Source organism: Xanthobacter sp. SG618 (assembly GCF_012932745.1).
GTDB lineage: Bacteria > Pseudomonadota > Alphaproteobacteria > Rhizobiales > Xanthobacteraceae > Xanthobacter > Xanthobacter flavus.
Window position 1 is genome coordinate 73,410 of record NZ_JABBHL010000006.1, and the last position, 20,494, is coordinate 93,903.

General features: G+C 67.9%; 19 protein-coding genes. 13 read left to right on the forward strand and 6 right to left on the reverse strand.

What is annotated here, in order from left to right; genetic code table 11:
- Positions 1-42: 42 nt before the first annotated feature.
- Together FHT36_RS16680 and FHT36_RS16685 are read left to right on the forward strand one after the other, a co-directional pair.
- On the forward strand, positions 43-1,407 hold the full coding sequence (locus tag FHT36_RS16680) for an 8-oxoguanine deaminase (protein WP_169123626.1): 1,365 nt from the start codon (positions 43-45) through the stop codon (positions 1,405-1,407).
- An 85-nt stretch (positions 1,408-1,492) separates the two neighbouring features.
- Positions 1,493-2,275: a hypothetical protein gene (locus tag FHT36_RS16685; protein WP_169123627.1), complete on the forward strand. Its 783-nt coding sequence runs from the start codon at positions 1,493-1,495 to the stop codon at positions 2,273-2,275.
- 73 nt (positions 2,276-2,348) lie between these two features.
- On the opposite strand, the gene FHT36_RS16690 is transcribed toward FHT36_RS16685, so the two are convergent.
- On the reverse strand, positions 2,349-2,663 hold the full coding sequence (locus tag FHT36_RS16690; RefSeq protein WP_373878225.1) for a DMT family protein: 315 nt from the start codon (positions 2,661-2,663) through the stop codon (positions 2,349-2,351).
- A gap of 200 nt (positions 2,664-2,863) precedes the next feature.
- On the opposite strand from FHT36_RS16690, the gene FHT36_RS16695 reads away from it, so the two are divergent.
- Together FHT36_RS16695 and uvrB are read left to right on the forward strand one after the other, a co-directional pair.
- Complete coding sequence (locus FHT36_RS16695; RefSeq protein ID WP_169123629.1) at positions 2,864-3,586, forward strand: hypothetical protein; 723 nt, start codon at positions 2,864-2,866, stop codon at positions 3,584-3,586.
- A gap of 58 nt (positions 3,587-3,644) precedes the next feature.
- Positions 3,645-6,305: an excinuclease ABC subunit UvrB gene (uvrB, locus tag FHT36_RS16700; protein ID WP_169123630.1), complete on the forward strand. Its 2,661-nt coding sequence runs from the start codon at positions 3,645-3,647 to the stop codon at positions 6,303-6,305.
- Positions 6,306-6,447: 142 nt separating this feature from the next.
- Here uvrB and FHT36_RS16705 read toward each other — a convergent pair whose 3' ends face one another.
- Both FHT36_RS16705 and FHT36_RS16710 read right to left on the reverse strand, forming a co-directional pair.
- On the reverse strand, positions 6,448-6,723 hold the full coding sequence (locus FHT36_RS16705; protein ID WP_210257851.1) for a hypothetical protein: 276 nt from the start codon (positions 6,721-6,723) through the stop codon (positions 6,448-6,450).
- Between the two features lie 57 nt (positions 6,724-6,780).
- Positions 6,781-7,188 (reverse strand): DUF930 domain-containing protein, encoded by a 408-nt coding sequence (locus FHT36_RS16710; protein ID WP_229646604.1) that lies wholly within the window; start codon positions 7,186-7,188, stop codon positions 6,781-6,783.
- Between the two features lie 202 nt (positions 7,189-7,390).
- On the opposite strand from FHT36_RS16710, the gene FHT36_RS16715 reads away from it, so the two are divergent.
- Positions 7,391-7,942 (forward strand): DUF2478 domain-containing protein, encoded by a 552-nt coding sequence (locus FHT36_RS16715; protein WP_169123631.1) that lies wholly within the window; start codon positions 7,391-7,393, stop codon positions 7,940-7,942.
- Between the two features lie 61 nt (positions 7,943-8,003).
- On the opposite strand, the gene FHT36_RS16720 is transcribed toward FHT36_RS16715, so the two are convergent.
- On the reverse strand, positions 8,004-9,506 hold the full coding sequence (locus FHT36_RS16720) for an MFS transporter (protein ID WP_169123632.1): 1,503 nt from the start codon (positions 9,504-9,506) through the stop codon (positions 8,004-8,006).
- Positions 9,507-9,708: 202 nt separating this feature from the next.
- Here FHT36_RS16720 and FHT36_RS16725 point away from each other — a divergent pair, with 202 nt between their 5' ends.
- The 4 genes from FHT36_RS16725 (at position 9,709) to FHT36_RS16740 (ending at position 12,301) form a co-directional block, all read left to right on the forward strand.
- Positions 9,709-10,413, forward strand: a complete 705-nt coding sequence (locus FHT36_RS16725) for a hypothetical protein (RefSeq protein WP_169123633.1) — start codon at positions 9,709-9,711, stop codon at positions 10,411-10,413.
- Positions 10,414-10,575: 162 nt separating this feature from the next.
- Positions 10,576-11,148, forward strand: coding sequence for a hypothetical protein (locus FHT36_RS16730; RefSeq protein WP_024277505.1), 573 nt, complete (start codon positions 10,576-10,578; stop codon positions 11,146-11,148).
- Positions 11,149-11,317: 169 nt separating this feature from the next.
- Complete coding sequence (locus tag FHT36_RS16735; protein ID WP_169123634.1) at positions 11,318-11,572, forward strand: hypothetical protein; 255 nt, start codon at positions 11,318-11,320, stop codon at positions 11,570-11,572.
- 33 nt (positions 11,573-11,605) lie between these two features.
- Positions 11,606-12,301 (forward strand): class I SAM-dependent methyltransferase, encoded by a 696-nt coding sequence (locus tag FHT36_RS16740; protein ID WP_169123635.1) that lies wholly within the window; start codon positions 11,606-11,608, stop codon positions 12,299-12,301.
- Positions 12,302-12,448: 147 nt separating this feature from the next.
- On the opposite strand, the gene FHT36_RS16745 is transcribed toward FHT36_RS16740, so the two are convergent.
- A complete protein-coding gene (locus tag FHT36_RS16745; RefSeq protein WP_169123636.1) occupies positions 12,449-12,895 on the reverse strand; it encodes a GtrA family protein in 447 nt (148 codons plus the stop codon).
- Between the two features lie 421 nt (positions 12,896-13,316).
- On the opposite strand from FHT36_RS16745, the gene carB reads away from it, so the two are divergent.
- Entirely contained in the window at positions 13,317-16,691 is a 3,375-nt protein-coding gene (carB, locus tag FHT36_RS16750) for a carbamoyl-phosphate synthase large subunit (RefSeq protein ID WP_169123637.1), read from the forward strand.
- Positions 16,692-16,930: 239 nt separating this feature from the next.
- Positions 16,931-17,404: a transcription elongation factor GreA gene (gene greA / locus FHT36_RS16755; RefSeq protein ID WP_169123638.1), complete on the forward strand. Its 474-nt coding sequence runs from the start codon at positions 16,931-16,933 to the stop codon at positions 17,402-17,404.
- 238 nt (positions 17,405-17,642) lie between these two features.
- On the opposite strand, the gene FHT36_RS16760 is transcribed toward greA, so the two are convergent.
- On the reverse strand, positions 17,643-18,128 hold the full coding sequence (locus FHT36_RS16760) for an Lrp/AsnC family transcriptional regulator (RefSeq protein WP_169123639.1): 486 nt from the start codon (positions 18,126-18,128) through the stop codon (positions 17,643-17,645).
- A 279-nt stretch (positions 18,129-18,407) separates the two neighbouring features.
- Here FHT36_RS16760 and trxB point away from each other — a divergent pair, with 279 nt between their 5' ends.
- Positions 18,408-19,370: a thioredoxin-disulfide reductase gene (trxB, locus tag FHT36_RS16765; protein WP_169123640.1), complete on the forward strand. Its 963-nt coding sequence runs from the start codon at positions 18,408-18,410 to the stop codon at positions 19,368-19,370.
- 152 nt (positions 19,371-19,522) lie between these two features.
- Positions 19,523-20,413, forward strand: a complete 891-nt coding sequence (locus tag FHT36_RS16770; protein ID WP_024277513.1) for a LysR family transcriptional regulator — start codon at positions 19,523-19,525, stop codon at positions 20,411-20,413.
- The last annotated feature ends 81 nt before the right edge of the window (positions 20,414-20,494 follow it).

Sequence of the window (20,494 nt, forward strand, 5' to 3'; positions counted from 1 at the left end):
CGACGGGCCGCAGACGCGCGGCGCCGTCTTCCCGGAGTTCCCATGGCCTCGACCCTGCTCGCCCGCAACGCCCTCGTGCTCGTGACCATGGACGGCGCGCGGCGGGAGATCGCGGGCGGCGGGCTCTATGTGGAGGACGGCCGCATCGTCGCCGTGGGCCGGCCGCAGGACCTGCCGGCGAGCGCCGACGAGGTGATCGACCTGTCCGGCCATGTGGTGATGCCCGGCATGGTCAACACCCACCATCACATGGTGCAGAGCCTGACCCGCGCCGTGCCGGCGGCGCAGGATGGGGAATTGTTCACCTGGCTCACCTCGCTCTATCCGCTGTGGGCGGGCCTCACCGGCGATATGGTGGAGGCGGCGACGGAAACCGCCATGGCGGAGCTGATCCTCTCCGGCTGCACCACCTCCTCGGACCATCTCTACATCTATCCCAACGGCGCGCGGCTCGACGATTCCATCCGTGCGGCGCGGCGCATCGGCATGCGCTTCCACGCGGCGCGGGGCGCCATGACCATCGGCGAGAGCAAAGGCGGCCTGCCGCCCGACCGGGTGGTGGAGGACGAGGACTTCGTGATGAAGGACACCGAGCGGCTCATCGGCGCCTATCACGACCCCGCCCGCTATTCCATGCTGCGCATCGTGCTCGCGCCCTGCTCGCCGTTCACGGTGAGCCGCGACTTCATGCTGGAGACGCTGAAGCTCGGCCGCGACAACGGCCTGACGCTGCACACCCACCTCGCCGAGAACGACAGCGACGTCGCCTTCTCAGAGAAGACCTTCGGCATGGGGCCGACGGAATATGTGCGCTCGCTGGGCTGGGTGGGGCCGGATGTCTGGCACGCCCACTGCGTGAAGCTGGATGACGACGGCATCGCCCTGTTCGCGAAGACCGGCACGGGCATTGCCCATTGCCCCTGCTCCAACATGCGCCTCGCCTCGGGCGTCGCGCCGGTGAAGCGCTTCATCGCCGAGGGCATCCGCGTGGGGCTCGGGGTGGACGGCTCCGCCTCCAACGACAGCGGCCACATGCTGAGCGAGGCCCGGCAGGCCATGCTGCTGCAGCGCGTCGCCCATGGTCCCGACGCCATGAGCGCGCGCACGGCGCTGGAGCTGGCGACCTTGGGCGGCGCCCGGGTGCTCGGGCGCGACGATATCGGCGCGCTGGCCCCGGGCATGGCGGCGGATTTCATCGCGTTCGACATGTCGCGCCTTGCCTATGCCGGGGCGCTGCACGATCCGGTGGCGGCGCTCATCTTCTGCCAGTCGCAGGATGTGTCCCTCAGCGTCATCAACGGGCGGGTGGTGGTGCGCGACGGGCGGCTCCTCACCATCGACCTCGGCGCCGCGGTGGCGCGGCACAACGCCATGGCCGCCGAACTGGCGCGCCTGGCTTCCGCTTGATAAGACGACCGCGGCGGCTGGCGGCCCGCCCTCCCGGTGCCGGAAACGGCGCTGCCTTTTTGAAGACGACCGTCCGGAGTTGACGATGGGTAAACGCATCGTCGCGGTGCGCTACAGTCCCGACTGGCTCGCCTTGACCGACGACGACACCCGCCGCTTCCTGCGCCGCCACCACATCGACGAGAACCTGCTCGTGGATTTCATGGCGCTGTGGGATCGGAACCTGAAGGTGGATTACCGCAGCTTCCGCGACGAGATCGCCAAGCTCTCCCGCGCGAGCTTCGCCGCCGTGCGGGGCGCCGAGGTGATCTCCCACGAGGTGCTGCGCCAGACGAAGCGCGCGAGCGACGATCTCATCGCCTTCGTGGACGACGACGACTGGCTCTCCCCCGGCCTGTTCGAGGAGCTGGAGAAGGCCTGCCCGCGCCCGCTCAACGGCATCTGGTGGGGCTCGATCCTGGTCGGCCCGCAGCTGACCACCTACGAGGAATCCCAGACCGTCCCGCTGATCGAGCTGCGGCCGCTCAAGCGGGTGATCTACACCAACAATTACGCCGTGACCGGCCGCGCGCTGAACCATCACGGCTATCCGCGCCTGTTCGAGCACTATCACGCGGACCGGCGGTTCGGAAAATTCTGGTGGCCGCCCAAGAAGGTGCCGCTCTATCTCTCGGCCGCCTCCAAGCACCCGTGCTCCACGGTCTCCGTGCAGTTCTTCATGGCCCAGCCCCAGTTCCGCGCCGACCCGCGTCGCCACGTGGAGCGCTTCGCCGACCAATTGGCCGAGGCGGTGATCCCGCCCGAATACGGCTGGCTGAAGCAGCCCGTGGACGCCGTCGAGGCGCTGGTGCGCCGCGCGCTGGGCTGAGCGGTTTTGGACTTTGCCTTCGCTCAGGCGCCGCGTGGGCTGATCGCGCGGCGCCTGCGCAGCATCGTGCCGCTCAGAATTTGTGGAAGATGAAGAAGGCGCCGGCCGAGATGAAGGCGAAGCCGAGCAGGTGGTTCCAGCCCAGCGGTTCCTTCAGGTAAAGCACCGAGAAGCCGGCGAAGACGACCAGGGTGATGACCTCCTGCATCGTCTTGAGCTGCGCCGTGGAATACACCTCCGAGCCGAAGCGGTTGGCCGGCACGGCGAGGCAATATTCGAAAAAGGCGATGCCCCAGCTCGCGACGATGGCGAGAACGAGCGGCGCCGACTTGTGCTTGAGGTGTCCGTACCAGGCGAACGTCATGAAGACGTTCGAGGCCACGAGCATGACGATGGGCAGGATTTGGGGGGGGATCAGGGAGGTCAAGTGGGGCAGGCTCCGAACCGAGCAAGTCTGGATCCCTCCTACTAATCTGTCCTCGGTGTGGATCATAGCTGCCGTACGGAAGGCCACGCCCCTCCATCCGACCCACAACTAAAAAGAGCATTATGAATTTATAATTGACAAAGGTTGTAATGAGCCTCGAAATGGCTGCCTTCGCTGGGGAATGGGGGGCGAGCATGAAAACGCAATTGGCGTCTGTTCTGGCGCTGGCTCTGACGGTCGGTGGCTGCGTCACGAATCGAGGTCCAGCCTTGGGCGCGCGGGAACTGGTCCCGCCGCAACGCGGCATCTATGTCGGCTCGATCTACTACGTATCCGAGCCTCCGACCGCGCAGTTGGAGACGCCGACCAATCTGGAGTCGCTCTGCGATACGCAGCCGGATTTGAAGATCTATGGCGTCGCCAATCCGGTCCCGGAAACCGTTGCCGACATCAACCTGCTGCTCGACACCCGCCTGCAGGGCTCTCTGGCCGGACTGAGCACGCAGCTCATTTCGCTCGGCCTGTCTGGAAACGTCGGCGATTATTACGAATACAAGCTGACGAACGTGTCCAAATACGCGATCTCGGAAGCGTCGGCCCAGACGGTTTTCGAGGGAATGGCACGACAGACCGCGTGCAACAGGGCCATTGCTCGCCACGCCAGCCAGGGCATCTACCAGATCAAGGCCACCTACGTCGGTGATCTTGTCTTCCAGCGCAAGCAGGGCGCCGGGGTTGATGCCAGCGTCTCGGCCAAGCTGGGCAAGGTGGAGCCGACCGTGAAGGCGACGTTCTCGCGGACCCTCAACCTTGGCTTCTCCGGCAAGGGGCTGGTCTTCTCGTTTGTGCCCATCCTCCGCACTCCGGCCATTCCGCGCAGCTAGTGGGTTTGCGGGGCGGGGGGGGCTTTTCCGAACGGGCCTCCCCGCCCATATTCCCACCATGGCCAAAGCATCCCGTCCCGGAAAGCTCGGTGAACGCTCGCAGCGTCATTTCGAGCCGGCGCCCCAGCAGGCGCTTGATCCCGCCCTCGCGCAGTCCCTCGGTCTGAATCCGGGCGACCTCACGGTCGATCTCGAATCCGCCGGCGCCTCCGCCACGGTGCAGGCGCTGGCCAAGCTGATCGAGACCGGGCGGCCCGAGGTGAACGGCCAGACCTGGGTGCCGCACCGTCCGCCGCGGCCGGAGAAGTCGGAAGGCGGCGTCGCCTTCACCATGAAGAGCGACTTCCAGCCCGCCGGCGACCAGCCGCAGGCCATCAAGGAATTGTGCGCGCAGGCCGAGGCGGGGGATCGTGACCAGGTGCTGCTGGGCGTCACCGGCTCCGGCAAGACTTTCACCATGGCCAAGGTGATCGAGCAATTGCAGCGCCCGGCCATCGTGCTGGCGCCCAACAAGACGCTCGCGGCCCAGCTCTATGGCGAGTTCAAGAGCTTCTTCCCCGACAATGCGGTGGAGTATTTCGTCTCCTACTACGATTACTACCAGCCCGAGGCCTATGTGCCGCGGACGGATACGTACATCGAGAAGGAATCCTCCATCAACGAGCAGATCGACCGCATGCGCCATGCGGCGACGCGCTCGCTGCTGGAGCGGGACGACGTCATCATCGTCGCCTCGGTGTCGTGCATCTACGGCATCGGCTCGGTCGAGACCTATTCGGCCATGACCTTCGACATCAAGGTGGGCGAGCGCATCGACCAGCGCGGCCTGATCGCCGATCTCGTGGCCCTGCAATACAAGCGCATCCAGTCGGACTTCGCCCGCGGCACCTTCCGCGTGCGCGGGGACAGCGTGGAGATCTTCCCCGCCCATTATGAGGACCGCGCGTGGCGCGTGTCCCTGTTCGGCGACGAGGTGGAGAGCATCGCCGAGTTCGATCCGCTCACCGGCCAGAAGAGCGGCGACATGAAGAGCGTGCGCGTCTACGCCGCGTCGCACTATGTGACGCCGCGCCCGACGCTGATCCAGGCCATCTCCGGCATCAAGGCCGAGCTGAAGATGCGGCTCGACGAGCTCTACAAGATGGGCCGCCTGCTGGAGGCCCAGCGGCTGGAGCAGCGTACCCGCTACGATCTGGAGATGATGGAGGCCACCGGCTCCTGCGCCGGCATCGAGAACTATTCGCGCTGGCTCACCGGCCGCAAGCCCGGCGAGCCGCCGCCGACCTTGTTCGAATACGTGCCCGACAATGCGCTCGTCTTCATCGACGAGAGCCATGTGACCGTGCCGCAGATCGGCGCCATGTATCGCGGCGACTTCCGCCGCAAGGCGACGCTAGCGGAATACGGCTTCCGCCTGCCGAGCTGCATGGACAACCGCCCGCTCCGCTTCGAGGAGTGGGAGGCCATGCGGCCGCAGACCGTCCATGTCTCCGCCACCCCCGGCTCATGGGAGATGAACCAGACCGGCGGCGTGTTTGTGGAACAGGTCATCCGCCCCACCGGCCTCATCGATCCGCCGGTGGAGGTGCGCCCGGCGCGCACGCAGGTGGACGACCTGCTCGGCGAGGTGCGGGCGGTGGCGGCCAAGGGCTATCGCACGCTCGTCACCGTGCTCACCAAGCGCATGGCCGAGGACCTCACCGAATACCTGCACGAGAACGGCATCCGCGTGCGCTACATGCATTCGGACATCGACACCATCGAGCGCATCGAGATCATCCGCGATCTCCGCCTCGGGGCGTTCGACGTGCTCATCGGCATCAACCTGCTGCGCGAGGGCCTCGACATTCCCGAGTGCGGGCTCGTCGCCATCCTCGATGCGGACAAGGAAGGGTTCCTGCGCTCGGAAACCTCGCTGGTGCAGACCATCGGCCGCGCCGCGCGCAACGTGGACGGCCGGGTGGTGCTCTATGCGGATCACGTCACCGGCTCCATGGAGCGGGCCATGGCGGAGACCTCCCGCCGCCGCGAGAAGCAGGTGGCCTACAACACCGAGCACGGCATCACGCCCGAGAGCGTGAAGAAGGCCATCGGCGACATCCTCAATTCCGTCTACGAGCGCGACCACGTGCAGGTGGATGCGGGCCTCGCGGAGGAGGGGGCGGCCTTCGGGCACAATCTCAAGGCGGTCATGGCGGATCTGGAGAAGCGCATGCGCGCCGCTGCCGCCGACCTCGACTTCGAGACCGCCGCCCGTCTGCGCGACGAGATCCGCCGGCTGGAGGCCACGGAGCTGGCCGTCTCCGACGATCCGCTGGCGCGGCAGGAGGCGGTGGACGACCGCACCGGCGGCTACAAGGGGGCGCGCAAATACGGCAAGGCGGCCAACCTGCCGCCGAAGGAGGAGTCCGGGCGCCTGTTGCCGCGCGGCCGGGGCAAGCCTTCGGCCAAGGGTCGCGGCGCGGCCGCCGAGGACGGGATGGGGGAGGCGCAGGCGCCATACACTCCGCCGGGCGCGGCCACGCCGAAGGCGGCCCGCACCCCGGCCGAGACACCGCTGGCAGCGCCTCTACCCACGCGCGCCCACAAGCCGTCCCTCGACGACATGGGACCCGGCTCCGACCGCGTGGTGCCGCTGGCCGAAGACACCTTCCGCCCCGGCCCGAGGCCCGATCCCGGCACCAAGGGTTATCGCAAGGGCGGCAGGCGGAAGGGGTAGGGGCTTCGAAGGCTCGCCTGGGCGGGCCGTCACCCTCCGGCTTGTCCGGAGGGTCCACGGAGTGGCCGGGCTGGCGTTTTGCTTTTTGGCACCCGACGAGGGGCGGAGTGGATGCCCCGGAGGGGCCAGGGCATGACGGCTACTATCGCCGGCTGATCCGGCCGATGACCAGTTCGTCGATCTCCAGCCGGCGGATGCGCGCGCGGCCGATGGCGAGGCGGCCGATGGCGACGGCGCCCACGGCGAGCGCTCCGAAGGCCAGCGCGCCGATGGCGATGGCGCCGATGGACCCGGCGCCCAGAGATCCCGCACCCACGGTGCCTGCGCCGACCGCCCCGGCCCCCACGCCCACCTTGCGGATGCGGCGCTTGCGGGCGGGCGTTGCGGCGGGAGCCTCGGCCTCGGGGTCGGCGGTCATCGCATGTCCTCGGATCAGTGGCTTGGGATCAGTGGCTTGGGATCGGGCTGCGGCGGGTCACGGCACGAGGCTGTGGGCGTCCCAGTCCTGCCGCGGCACCTCGGCGCCCAAGGTGTAGCTGAAGGCTACCACATCCATGCCGTCCGGGCTGGTCTTGCAGCGATAGGCGAGGTGATACCAGTGCTGCCGGCTGCGGATGGCCGCGCCGGGGGCGGAGATGGCGGCATCGCCGTGCCGGAAGTCGCCGAGCTTGGGATCGGCGAAGGCATAGGCCACCACCTCCTCCGGCCGCATGTCCTTGTGCTCGCGCCCGATCTCGCCCATGGCGCGGGCGTTGCAGCGCTGCTCGATGCGGGTGCCGGGGTCCACATGCAGCATCATGTCGTCGTGTCGGCCGGGGCCGGCGAGCGCCGGGGCAGCCGTCGCGGCAGTGAGGAGGACGAGGGGCAAAGCAAGGCGAATCACGGCGCGGGCGTCTCCGCAGAACAGGGAAGCGCGCCGCCTCTAGGCCGAATCTGTGGCAGGGTTGGGACGAGACGGTGGCGTGGTACGCAAGAGGGGTCTCGCCCGCCATGGCGCCTGCGTGTTATGGTGTTCACGATACAGCTTCGGCTGTCGGGGCCACGGGCGGACCGGCCGGCAACGGCGCAGAGGACGGATGTTCGGGATGACGGGGGACGAACGGCCGATGATCCTCGCCCTGCAGGGTGGCGACCGGGAAGAGATCCAGTCCTTGCTGGCGGAAGCGGCGCGGCGGCTGGCCGCGCAGGGCGTGCGCGTGCTCGGCGTGGTGGAGCACCTGACCCCCGGCTGCGCCCATGAGGACGTGCTGCTGCTCGATCTCGTCTCCGGCGAGACCAACCGCCTGCATCAGGATCTCGGCCCTGGCGCGGCCGGGTGCAGCCTCGATCCGGCGGGTCTCGCGGCGGCCTCTGCCGGCGTGGAGCGTGCCATCGCCGATCGCCTCGCAGAGGGCGGCGACCTGTCCGACACGGTGGTGGTGCTCTCCAAGTTCGGCCGGCAGGAAGCCGATGGCCGCGGCCTCACCGCCGCCTTCCATGCGGCGGTGGCGGCCGAGCTGTGCGTCATCACCTCGGTTTCGCCCAGCATCACCGCCGAATGGGCGGGCTTCGCCGGCGACCTTGCCGAGCTGCGCCCGGCCGTGCTGGCCTCCATCGACGCGTGGTGGAGCGCGCGCGTTCCCGAACCGGCGGAATAGCCGGAGCGTTTCCGAGCGAAGTGGGCCCCGGTTCGCGTGAGGGAAACGCGTAAAACCCCCTCTACAGCCCGATATCGTCCAGGCTGCGCCCGCGCGTCTCGATGCGGTAGTGCCAGGTCACCACCGCGCCCAGCAGCGAGGCGCCGATCAGCAGGAACAGCAGCGTGCGGGTGCCGAAGTCCGCGAGCAGGATCGGGAACAGGAAGGCGGTGAGCACCGCCCCGATCTTGGCGAAGGCCGCGGCGAAGCCCGCCCCCATGCCGCGGATGCGGGTGGGGAAGACCTCGCCGGCGATCAGGTAGGTCTGCGCGTTGGGGCCGAGATTGGTCATGAAATTGAACAGCATGAAGCCGATGACCACCATCGTGACGGCGCGGTCGCCGGTGTAATAGGTGGAGAGCGCGGCCACCAGCAGCCCCGCCGCACAGCCGACGAAGCCGGCGATCTGGAGCGGGATGCGGCCGATGCGGTCGGACAGCGCCACCGCCACGCCGATGCCCACGAGCAGCAGCAGGTCCACCAGCGCCGCCCCCTCCGAGGCGAGGAGATCCGCCGTGACGAGATCACTCAAATTGCGCCCGACATCCGCCTGATGGCCGAAGGCGGCGGCGAGGATGGTGGGGGTGAAGATGCCGATGCCGTAGGTGGACAAATCCTGCAGGAACCACGGCACGCTCGCCAGGATGGTCGCGCGCCGGTTGTGCGGGGTCTTGAGCAAGGCGAGCGGGGTGCGCTCGTGGACATGATCGTGCCCGCCGGCCCCGGTCCCGCCGGCATGGTGGCTGCGACGGGCGAGCTCGATGGATTTTGGATATTGCGGCGACCGGGCGAGCAGGCGCTGCGCCGCCTGCTGCGCTTCCTCCACGCGGCCGTGGGCGAGCAGCCAGCTCGCGCTTTCCGGCACGAACAGCCGGGCCACCGCCACCGCCACCGCCGGCAGGATGGCCGCCGCATACATGATGCGCCAGGCGGAGACTGTCTCGATGTTGGACAGCACGAGATAGCCGAGCAGCGTGCCGGTGAGCGCGCCCACCGCCTGGAAGCCGAAGGCGCTGAGCACGAGGCGCCCGCGCGCCACGGACGGGATGCTCTCGGAGATCACCAGATGGGCGGTGGGATAATCGCAGCCGAGCGCGATGCCGATGCCGAACAGGAACACCACGGTCCAGCCGAAGGAGGGGCTGACCGCCAGAAGCGCGAGGAAGATGATGAAGATCACCATCTCCGCCACGAACATCAGCTTGCGGCCGAACTGGTCGGCGAACCCGCCGAGCAGCAGCGCGCCGACCAGGATGCCGGCGAGGCTCGCCGCGCCCACGAGGCCGTGCTGGAAGGCGTCCATGCCGAATTCGCGGGACATGAGGGGCAGCGTCACGCCCGTCATGAAGACCACGAGGCCCTCGAAGAACTTGCCCGCCGCGGCCAGCCACCAGATGCGCCACTGCATGGCGGTCATGGGCGTCGCGGCCACCTGCGTGCCGTCGCGCCAGATCGGGGTCTCGTCGATATAGTCCTGCACCGAGCGCTTGTGGTTGAACCCGCGCAGGTCCCGCATCTCGTTCATGGCCTTCCCCCACGCTCCAGCGTGACAGAAAGCGTGCGGGCCGTGAATTGCCTATGACGGTCGAGGGTCCGGCTACCGCCCCGGGGACTGGCGGGGCGAAAGGGGAGCGGCTAAGAAAGATGTTCACCGGCGTGCTGCCCGGCCGTTTCCGCGGCCTCTCAGCCCTTGGCGCGCCCCCTCCCGTCCGGCGCCGCAGGTTCCCATGGTCTCTTCCCGCGTCTCTGCTTTGTCCCTCGCGGCGCTCGCCGCGGGCCTCGCCCTCGCCGCCTGCCAGGGCAATCCGGACAGCTGGGGCACCGGCGTGGTGAAGCAGACGGACGCCTTCGGCGACTATTCGGAGACGGTGGTCTCCGTGCCCAAGCCCACCGCCGGGCCGCGCCAGTTCGAATGCACGGGCCCGTTCGCGCCCAACACCACCGCCATCAACATCGCCGCCGACTTCGGGCAGGCGAACGTCATCACCGGCAACATCATGTCGCCGGACGGCAGCACCGCGCCGGGCATCATCCTTCTGCCCAACGATCCCGCCTTGAGCCTGGAGATCGCCTGGAAGGACCCCGCCAACATGGTCGCCCCGCGCCGCGTCGCCTTCACCGAGAGCTCGGCCTGGACGGTGAACGGCATCGGCATCGGCACCAGCCTGTCCGACCTGGAGCGGGCCAACGGCAAGCCGTTCCGCATCCAGGGCTTCGGTGGCAATTCCGGCGGCGTGGTGGCCGACTGGCGCGGCGGACGGCTGGGCAATCTGGGCGGCGGCTGCGTGCTCGGGGTGCAGATGGCGCTGTCGGCCGGGGCCTCGGACGGCACGCAGGCGCGCATTTCCGGCCCCAAGGTCTATGCCTCGAACGATCCCGCCATCCGCGCCGCCAGCCCGAGCGTGGGCGTGTTCTGGGTGAACTACCGGTAGCGGGACCGGGGCCGGTCGTCGCGATTTGCGAAAACGGGGCCGGCGTTAAGATTAACGCTCTCTAAATACCGCCGGGCGCGCGCCGTCATCTTTGCAAGAAGCGTGACGGTTGTAGAGTGCCACTGCGCGTCGCGGACCCAACCGCGCGCAGGAGACACTCCAATGAAACGCCTGATCCTAGGAGCGCTGCTGGGGGCCGTCTGTGCCGTCAGCGGAGCCTTCGCACAGGGGGCGCCTGCCAATGCCCCCGCCGCGAGTGGCCGGCCCGCCAACATCGAAGAGTTGAATGGCGTCCAGTGGTTGTTCGTGCAGGTGGCGGATTCCATTTCCGTCACCGACAAGACCATCACGCTGAAGGGCGTCGCGCCGCAGGTCATCATGTTCGCCGACCGCCCCGAGCGGATCACCGGCGACGCGTCGACGGCGACCTTCATCAAGATCTGGAACGAGGGCAAGGATAGCTTCCAGAAGGACCCGCCCAACGCCACCCTCTCGGTGACGGTGAACGGCGAGCCCAACCTGTCCGTGATCGAGCTGTCGAATCCGGTGCTCTCCGGCGACACGCTGACCTATGACTACAAGCTCCTCAGCGAGGACAAGCCCCTCTCCGGCACCAATGCCAGCCTGTTCATCGACTGGTGGCATTATCACCGCTGGTGGGGTCCCGGACCCGGCCGCTGGGGTGGTGGCGGCTGCTGGCGCGGCCCGTATGGCGGCCTGCACTGCCGCTGGTGAGGCCTGATTTTCCGCCATTGACGCGCGCCCCCGTCCGCACACCGCGGCGGGGCGTTTGCGTCCGTGGCGCGTCTGCCATGATGGTGCCGTCTTGATGGTGCCGTTTCACCGGCGCGTGTCAGCACCCCGCTGCCGCCGGACGTTGTTCCTCGAAACCGTGAGAGACATCATGATCCGCTCCAAGGCCGCCCTGCGCCCGCTGACCCTCGCGCTGACCTTCGCCGCGGGCCTTGCCACGGCCGGGCTCGTGCAGTCGGCCTTTGCCGACCAGCCCAACATGCAGCGCGCGCTCGAAGCGCTGCGCACTGCGCGCGCGTTCCTGCAGCAGGCGGAGCCCAACAAGGGTGGCCATCGCGAGCGCGCCATCGACTTCGTGGACCGGGCCATCGGCGAGACCGAGGCCGGCATCCAGTTTGCGCGCTGATCGCGGCGCCGCCTTGTTTTCGGAAAGTTGCTGATGGCCGATTGGATCTCGTTCTGGAACGGTAGTCACGCCATCTATGTGAATGACCGGCACAAGGCGGTGCATTATGCGGCCATCGCGGCCGACCTCGTCGGCTTCGTGCCCGGGCCGCACGCGCGGGTTCTGGACTTCGGCTGCGGCGAGGCCCTCGCCTCGGCCGAGCTGGCGTTTCGCTGCGGGCGCCTCGTGCTCAGCGATGCCGCGCCGGCGGTGCGCAATCGCCTGAAGGGCCGCTTCGTCGCCGCCCCCGCCATCGATGTGATGTCGCCCGAGGAGGTCTCGGCGCTGCCCGACGGCAGCTTCGACCTCATCATCTGCAATTCGGTGGCGCAGTATCTCTCGCGCGACCTGCTCGCCAGCCTCGTCCGGGAATGGCGGCGGCTGCTGGCGCCGGGCGGGCGGCTGCTCCTCGCCGACGTGATCCCGCCCCATGTGAGCGCGCTGGCCGATGCGGAGGCGTTGCTGCGGCTGGCGGCGCGCGAGAAGTTCCTGCTGGCCGCGGTCGCCGGCCTCGCCCGCACCGCCATCTCGCCCTACCGCAAGCTGCGCGCGGAACTCGGGCTGACCACCTATGAGGAAGCCGAAATTCTCGATCTGCTGGAGGATGCAGGCCTCGCGGCGCGGCGGGTCCAGCCCAATATCGGCCACAACCAGCAGCGCATGGCCTTCATCGGCGAACGCCGGGCCTGAAGCCCCGCGCGGCACTTGAGCGTAGGCGGCGCGTCAAGCCCGCGCGGCGTTTGAGCGGAGGCAGCGCGTGAAGCCCGCGCGGCGCTTGAGCGTAACCAACACGATCCCCGCGCGGCGCCTGAGCGTAGGCGGCGCCGGCGTGGCTTCTCAGCCGCGCACCGCGCTCCGATGGGCGAAGGCCCAGACACGGTAGCCGGTGAAGGTCCACATCATGGTGATGCCGGTGGTGAGGAACTGGGCGAGCAGATAGAACAGCCCTGCCTTGTCCACGAACAGCCACATGAGGGTTTCGTTGAGCACGAAGGCCACCCCCGCCACCACGATGAAGCGCGGCACCGCCCCGGCATGGGAGCGCGTGGCGTCGAAGGTGAAGCGGCGGTTGAGGATGTAGGACACGATACCGCCCACGACGAATCCAACCGCCGAGCCGAGCACGGGGCCGACGGCATCCATCTCCACCAGAATGGCCAGCGTGGAGAAATGGGCGAAGGCGGCAGTGAGGCCCACGCCGACGAATCGGGCGAACTGGTTGACCAGATCGCCGTGGCGCGTGCGGTATTCATTGACCGTCCGGGCGAGGGAGGGCGGCAGCACTGGCGTCTCCGGCAGGAAAGCTTACAGGAATCCTCAAGGCCAAGCTGGCGCGGGGCGGGCGCCGGACACCCCGCGAGGATGTGTATTCCGGGCGCGGCGTCATCTCGGTGACATGGCTTCCGTCGCCGCAAATTATGGTCTAAGGAAGCCCATCAGCGCCAAGGGCCCGGGAAATTGCGCAGGTGTGACATCCTTGAGGTGTGACATCCGCGCCGCGTCCCGCCCGCGCGCAAGTCTGGGAGCAGGCCCCGGCCAAGCTCGTACCTTTCTGGGGCGCGTGACCCGCGGCCCTTTTTTTGCGCCCGGCGGGCGCTAGGAAGGGGCGGGCGCCGCGACGGGGCGGCTCCTGATGGAAACGGATCCCGTTGTCCTCGCCGGCTCAGCGGCGCGGGTGGCGGCGGTCGAGAGCTCAAAGACGGATATGCCGAAACGCACCGATATCGAAACCATCCTCATCATCGGCGCCGGTCCCATCGTGATCGGGCAGGCCTGCGAATTCGACTATTCCGGAACGCAGGCGGTCAAGGCGCTCAAGGAGGAGGGATACCGGGTCGTCCTCGTGAACTCGAATCCCGCGACCATCATGACCGACCCGGACATGGCGGACGCGACCTATATCGAGCCCATCACCGCCGAGATCGTCACCAAGATCATCGAGAAGGAGCGCGGCGACCGCTCCAAGGGCTTCGCGCTCCTGCCCACCATGGGCGGCCAGACCGCGCTCAACTGCGCGCTGTCGCTCAAGAAGATGGGCACGCTGGAGAAGTATGACGTCGAGATGATCGGCGCCACCGCCGAGGCCATCGACAAGGCCGAGGACCGCGAGCTGTTCCGCGAGGCCATGACCAAGATCGGCCTCTCGACGCCCAAGTCCCGCCAGATCAAGACCCTGCCCCAGGCGCTCGAGGCGCTGGACGAGGTGGGCCTGCCCGCCATCATCCGCCCGTCCTTCACCATGGGCGGCACCGGCGGCGGCATCGCCTACAACAAGGCCGAGTTCATCGAGATCATCGAGCGCGGCATCGATGCCTCCCCCACCAACGAGGTGCTGGTGGAGGAGAGCGTGCTGGGCTGGAAGGAGTATGAGATGGAGGTTGTCCGCGACAAGGCGGACAATTGCATCATCATCTGCTCCATCGAGAACATCGATCCGATGGGCGTGCACACCGGCGATTCCATCACGGTGGCGCCGGCGCTGACGCTCACCGACAAGGAATACCAGATCATGCGCGACGCATCGCTTGCGGTGCTGCGCGAGATCGGCGTCGAGACCGGCGGCTCCAACGTGCAGTTCGCGGTGAACCCCGAGGACGGCCGGCTCATCGTCATCGAGATGAACCCGCGCGTGTCGCGTTCCTCGGCGCTGGCGTCGAAGGCCACGGGCTTTCCCATCGCCAAGGTCGCCGCGCGCCTCGCGGTGGGCTATACGCTCGACGAGATCGAGAACGACATCACCGGCGGCGCGACCCCGGCCTCCTTCGAGCCGACCATCGACTACGTGGTCACAAAGATCCCGCGCTTCGCCTTCGAGAAGTTCCCCGGCGCCGACCCGGTGCTGACCACCGCCATGAAGTCGGTGGGCGAGGCCATGGCCATCGGCCGCACCTTCCAGGAATCGCTCCAGAAGGCCCTGCGCTCGCTGGAGACCGGCCTGTCCGGCCTCGACGACATCGAGATCGAGGGCCTCGGCCAGGGCGACGACAAGAACGCCGTGCGCGCGGCGCTCGGCACCCCCACGCCCGACCGGCTGCTCTATGTCGCCCAGGCCATGCGCCTCGGCCTCTCCGACGAGCAGATCCATTCGGCCTGCAAGATCGACCCGTGGTTCCTCGCCGAGATCCGCGGCATCGTCGAGATGGAGCAGAAGGTGCGCCGGCTCGGCCTGCCGGAGACGGCCGGCCAGTTCCGCCGCCTCAAGGCCATGGGCTTCTCCGACGCCCGCCTCGCCACCCTTGCCGGCCTCCACGAGGGCGAGGTGCGCGCGCGGCGCCAGGCGCTGGACGTGCGCCCGGTCTACAAGCGCATCGACACCTGCGCGGCCGAGTTCGCCTCGCCCACCGCCTACATGTACTCGACCTACGAGACGCCCTTCGCCGGTGTCCTCGCCGACGAGGCACAGCCCTCGGAGCGGGAGAAGGTCATCATCCTCGGCGGCGGTCCCAACCGCATCGGCCAGGGTATCGAGTTCGACTATTGCTGCTGCCATGCCGCCTTCGCCCTGAAGGATGCCGGCTATGAAGCCATCATGGTCAACTGCAACCCGGAGACGGTCTCCACCGACTACGACACCTCGGACCGGCTCTATTTCGAGCCGCTGACCGCCGAGGACGTGCTGGAGCTGATCGCCCGCGAAAAGACCCGGGGCACGCTGAAGGGCGTCATCGTGCAGTTCGGCGGCCAGACCCCGCTCAAGCTCGCCAAGGCGCTGGAAGATGCGGACGTGCCGATCCTCGGCACCTCGCCCGACGCCATCGACCTCGCGGAGGACCGCGACCGGTTCAAGACGCTGCTCGACCGGTTGAAGATCCGCCAGCCGGCCAACGGCATCTCCTACAGCGTGGAGCAGGCGCGCCTCGTCGCGGCCGAGCTCGGCTATCCCATGGTGGTGCGCCCCTCCTACGTGCTGGGCGGCCGGGCCATGCAGATCATCCGCGAGGAGAGCCAGCTCGGCGACTACCTGCTCGAGACCCTGCCGGGCCTCGTGCCGCAGGAGATCAAGGCGCGCTATCCCAACGACAAGACGGGCCAGATCAACACCGTCCTCGGCAAGAACCCGCTCCTGTTCGACCGCTATCTGTCCGACGCCATCGAGGTGGACGTGGACGCGCTGTGCGACGGCAAGGACGTGTTCATCGCCGGTATCATGGAGCACATCGAGGAGGCGGGCATCCATTCGGGTGACAGCGCCTGCACGCTGCCGCCCTATTCGCTCTCGCCCGACACCCTCGCGGCGCTGGAGAAGCAGACCGCGGCCATGGCGCTGGCGCTCGGCGTCGGCGGCCTGATGAACGTGCAGTACGCCATCAAGGGCGACGAGATCTACGTGCTGGAAGTGAACCCGCGCGCCTCGCGCACGGTGCCCTTCGTCGCCAAGGTCATCGGCCTGCCCATCGCCAAGATCGCGGCGCGGGTGATGGCCGGCGAGAAGCTGGCCAGCTTCAACCTCGTGCAGCCCAAGCTCGGCCACATCGCGGTGAAGGAGGCGGTGTTCCCCTTCGCCCGATTCCCCGGCGTGGACACGGTGCTCGGCCCGGAGATGCGCTCCACCGGCGAGGTGATGGGCCTCGACACCGATTTCGGCGTCGCCTTCGCCAAGAGCCAGCTGGGCGGTGGCACCAAGGTGCCGAAATCGGGCACGGTGTTCGTCTCGCTGAAGGATGGGGACAAGATCCGCATCCTGCCCACCATGAAGATGCTGGTGGACCTCGGCTTCAAGATCATCGCCACCTCGGGCACCCAGCGCTTCCTGGAGGAGCACGGCGTGCCGGCGACGAAGATCAACAAGGTGCTGGAGGGCCGCCCCCACATCGTGGACGCCATCAAGAATGGCGGGGTCCAGCTGGTGTTCAACACCACCGAGGGCGCGCAGGCGCTGGCGGACAGCCGCTCGCTGCGCCGCGCCGCCCTCTTGCAGAAAGTGCCGTATTACACCACGCTGTCCGGAGCCATCGCTGCGGCGCAGGGGATCAAGGCCTATGTGGGCGGCGACCTGACGGTGCGTCCGCTGCAGGGCTATTTCGGTGCCGAGGGCGACAGCGCTGGCGTCAGCCCGCGGGGCGCAGCCTCCGTCGCCTGATCCCGGAAGGGAACACCGGCGCGCGGCCCTTTGGGCCGGCGCGCATCCGTCGCGGCCGTCCGGCGTCTCAAGGCGCGGGGCGGGCGCATCGCCCGGGGGCCATGGATCGCCCGAACCGGGACAGTCGCCGCAGCCGAGGCGCCGAAAGGCGCCGCGGGGCGGCTTTGTTTTCGGCGCCGGCACCACCTGAGGTGGGTCTCCGGCGCACCGAGCAGTTTCAGGAGGTCTGACAAGGACCCATGGAGAAGATTCCGATGACGGCGGGCGGCTTTGCCGCCCTCGAGCGAGAGTTGAAGCAGCGTCAGCAGGTGGAGCGTCCGCGCATCATCAATGCCATCTCGGAGGCGCGCGCCCATGGCGACCTGTCCGAGAACGCGGAATATCACGCCGCCAAGGAGCAGCAGTCGCTGAACGAGGGCCGCATCGCCGATCTGGAGGACAAGATCTCCCGCGCCGAGGTGATCGACGTCTCGAAGCTCTCCGGCGACATCGTCAAGTTCGGCGCCACGGTGACGCTGGTGGACGAGGACACTGAGGAAGAGAAGGTCTGGCAGATCGTCGGCGACAGCGAGGCTGACGCCAAGGCCGGCCGCATCTCCATCTCCTCGCCGGTCGCCCGCGCGCTCATCGGCAAGAAGAAAGGCGCCTCGGTGGAGGTCGTCACCCCCAAGGGCGCCCGCTCGTTCGAGATCGCGGACGTTCGCTGGGCCTGAGGGGCGCGCGCGGTTCTCATGTCTTGGCCAGGGTGACTTGGCCCATCGTCTCCGCCGTCATGCCCCGGCTTGTCCGGGGCATCCACATCGCGGCAGGCGCAGTGCCGAGACGCGAGAAGCCAGCCCGGTCGCACGGTGGATCCCCCGGACAAGCCGGGATGACGGCGCTCAAGTTCAAAAGGATCTGTGACTCTCGCGTCGCGCGCCGGGGGTACGCCTTGCGCTCACGCCCCACCCGTCACGCCCCCTTGGGCAGTCCGGCTTCGAGCGGCACGATGGGCGCGTCCTTGGACTGCTTCAGCGTCAGGGCCGTCTTCACGTTGCGCACGTTGGGCGCGGCGGTGATGTCCAGAACGAAGGTCTGGAAGGTGCGCAGGTCCGGCGCAACGCACAGCATCAGGAAATCCACGTCGCCCGAGAGCATCCAGGCGCTGCGCACCAGCGGCCAGCCGGAAATGCGCTCCTGGAAGGCGGCAAGGTCGGCTTCCGCCTGGCTGATGAGATGCACCATGGCGAAGGCCATCAGGTCGTAGCCCAGGCGCTTCTCGTCGAGCAGCGCGCGATAGCCCTCGATGATGCCTTCCTCTTCCAGCGCGCGCACGCGCCTGAGGCAGGGCGGGGCGGAGATGCCGACCCGCCGGGACAATTCCACATTGGTCATGCGACCGTCCCGCTGCAGCTCGTCGAGGATCTTCCAGTCGACAGCATCAAGGCGAACGGTCAAGGCACGGCTCCTTGGGGGCAAGGTTGGGAACGCGGCCGCGGACGCGGCGGACGGGGGTTACGTCCGCGCACCTTAGTCTCCGTATGCGGCAACGCAACGAAATAATATTGCGTCGGTTGCGCTGCGAAGGGACAGAAGCTGCCGCCTTGTGGGCACGCGGGGGAGCCCCTACATTCGGGCATAGCTCACGCTGCGGCCATCGGGCGGGCCCGCCATACGTCCCGTCCCCTCTCTTGTCGCGGCTTTCAGCCTTTCGAGCTTCTGGTTTTCGAGGACGTCATGACCACCCACAGCGCCAAGGTCGTCATCATCGGGTCGGGCCCCGCCGGCTATACCGCAGCCATCTATGCGGCTCGCGCAATGCTGGAGCCGGTCCTGTTCGAGGGCATCCAGCCCGGCGGCCAGCTCACCATCACCACGGATGTGGAGAATTATCCCGGCTTCGCCGATCCCATCCAGGGCCCCTGGCTGATGGAGCAGATGCGCGCTCAGGCCGAGCATGTGGGCACGAAGATCATCGCCGATCACGTGAACAGCCTCGATTTGTCCCGCCGGCCGTTCCGCATGGAGACCGAATCGGGCGACACGTGGCTCGCCGACGTGGTGATCCTCGCCACGGGCGCCCAGGCGCGCTGGCTGGGGCTCGAATCGGAGGCGGCGTTCCGCGGCTTCGGCGTCTCGGCCTGCGCCACCTGCGACGGCTTCTTCTACCGCGGCAAGGAGGTCGTGGTGGTGGGCGGCGGCAACACGGCGGTGGAGGAAGCGCTCTTCCTCACCAATTTCGCCTCCAAGGTCACGCTGGTGCACCGCCGCGACGCCTTCCGCGCCGAGCGCATCCTGCAGGATCGCCTGTTCGCCAACCCCAAGGTGAATGTCGTGTGGCATTCGGAAGTTGCCGATGTGGTGGGCGAAACTGGCGACATCTCCAAGGTCACCGGCGCGCGCCTGCGCGACGTGCGGACCGGAACCCTCACCGAGCTACCCGCTGAAGGCATATTCATCGCCATCGGTCATGCGCCTGCCACAGAGCTGGTCAAAGACCAGTTGAAGCTCAAGGAGAGCGGATACGTGTGGACGGCGCCCGATTCGACTGCGACGTCCGTGCCGGGCGTGTTCGCGGCCGGCGACGTGGCTGATGATGTGTATCGCCAGGCGGTCACGGCCGCGGGGCGGGGCTGCATGGCGGCGCTGGAGGCGGAGCGGTTTCTCGCCCACCACAGCGTGGCGCAGGCGGCGGAGTAAAACGTCCGGGCGCGGGGAACCGCCCGGTGACGATCTAAAAGGGTTCAAGGAAGGCCGCGGGGCAGGGGAGCCCGCGGCTTCTCCCGAGACAAGCGAAAAACAGCGCCACCTCGCCGGCCGGATGCCGGTGATGCTCAAGGGGCTCGGGCCGGATGGATTGGGACAAGCTTAAGGTCTTCCACGTGGCCGCGGAAGCGGGCTCCTTTACCCATGCCGGCGAGACACTGGGGCTTTCCCAGTCGGCGGTCAGCCGCCAGGTCTCGGCGCTGGAGGCGGAACTGAAGGTTCCGCTGTTCCACCGCCACGCCCGCGGGCTCATCCTCACCGAGCAGGGCGAACTGCTCTACCGCACCGCCCATGAGGTGTTCCTCAAGCTGGAATCGGCGCGCGCCCAGCTCACCGACAGCCGCGAGAAGCCCAATGGCGACCTGCGCGTCACCACCACCATGGGCCTCGGCACCCACTGGCTCACCGCGCGGGTGGGCGAGTTCGTGGAGCTGTTCCCGGACATCCGCATCCAGCTCATCCTCACCGACGAGGAGCTGGACCTTGCCATGCGCGAGGCGGACGTCGCCATCCGCATGCGCCAGCCGGTGCAGCCGGACCTGGTGCAGCGCAAGCTCTTCACCGTGCATTTCCATGCCTATGCCTCGGCCGACTATCTCAAGCGCCACGGCCATCCGCGCACGCTGGACGAACTGGACAAGCACCGCATCCTGCTGCTCGGCGGGCCGATCCCCTCCTATTTCCAGGGGCTGAACTGGCTGGAGCATGCCGGCCGCGACGGCTCCACGCCGCGTATTCCCGCCTTCGAGGTCAACAACGTGCTCGGCCTCAAGCGCGCGGTGGAGCGGGGCGTGGGCATCGGCACCCTGCCGGACTATCTCTCCGACGATTCCACCTCGCTGGTGCAGCTCTTCACCGATCGCGAGACGCCCAAGCTGGAGGCATACTTCACATATGCCCAGGAAATGCGCTCGGTGGCCCGGATTCAGGTCTTCCGCGACTTCCTGATTTCCAAGGCGCAACGCTGGAATTACTGATTTATGACGTTCGTAGGTGCTATGGTAAGGCTTGGATTGCCTAGCCAAGCGCTGGGCACATGCCTGATATGCGGTCAGTAT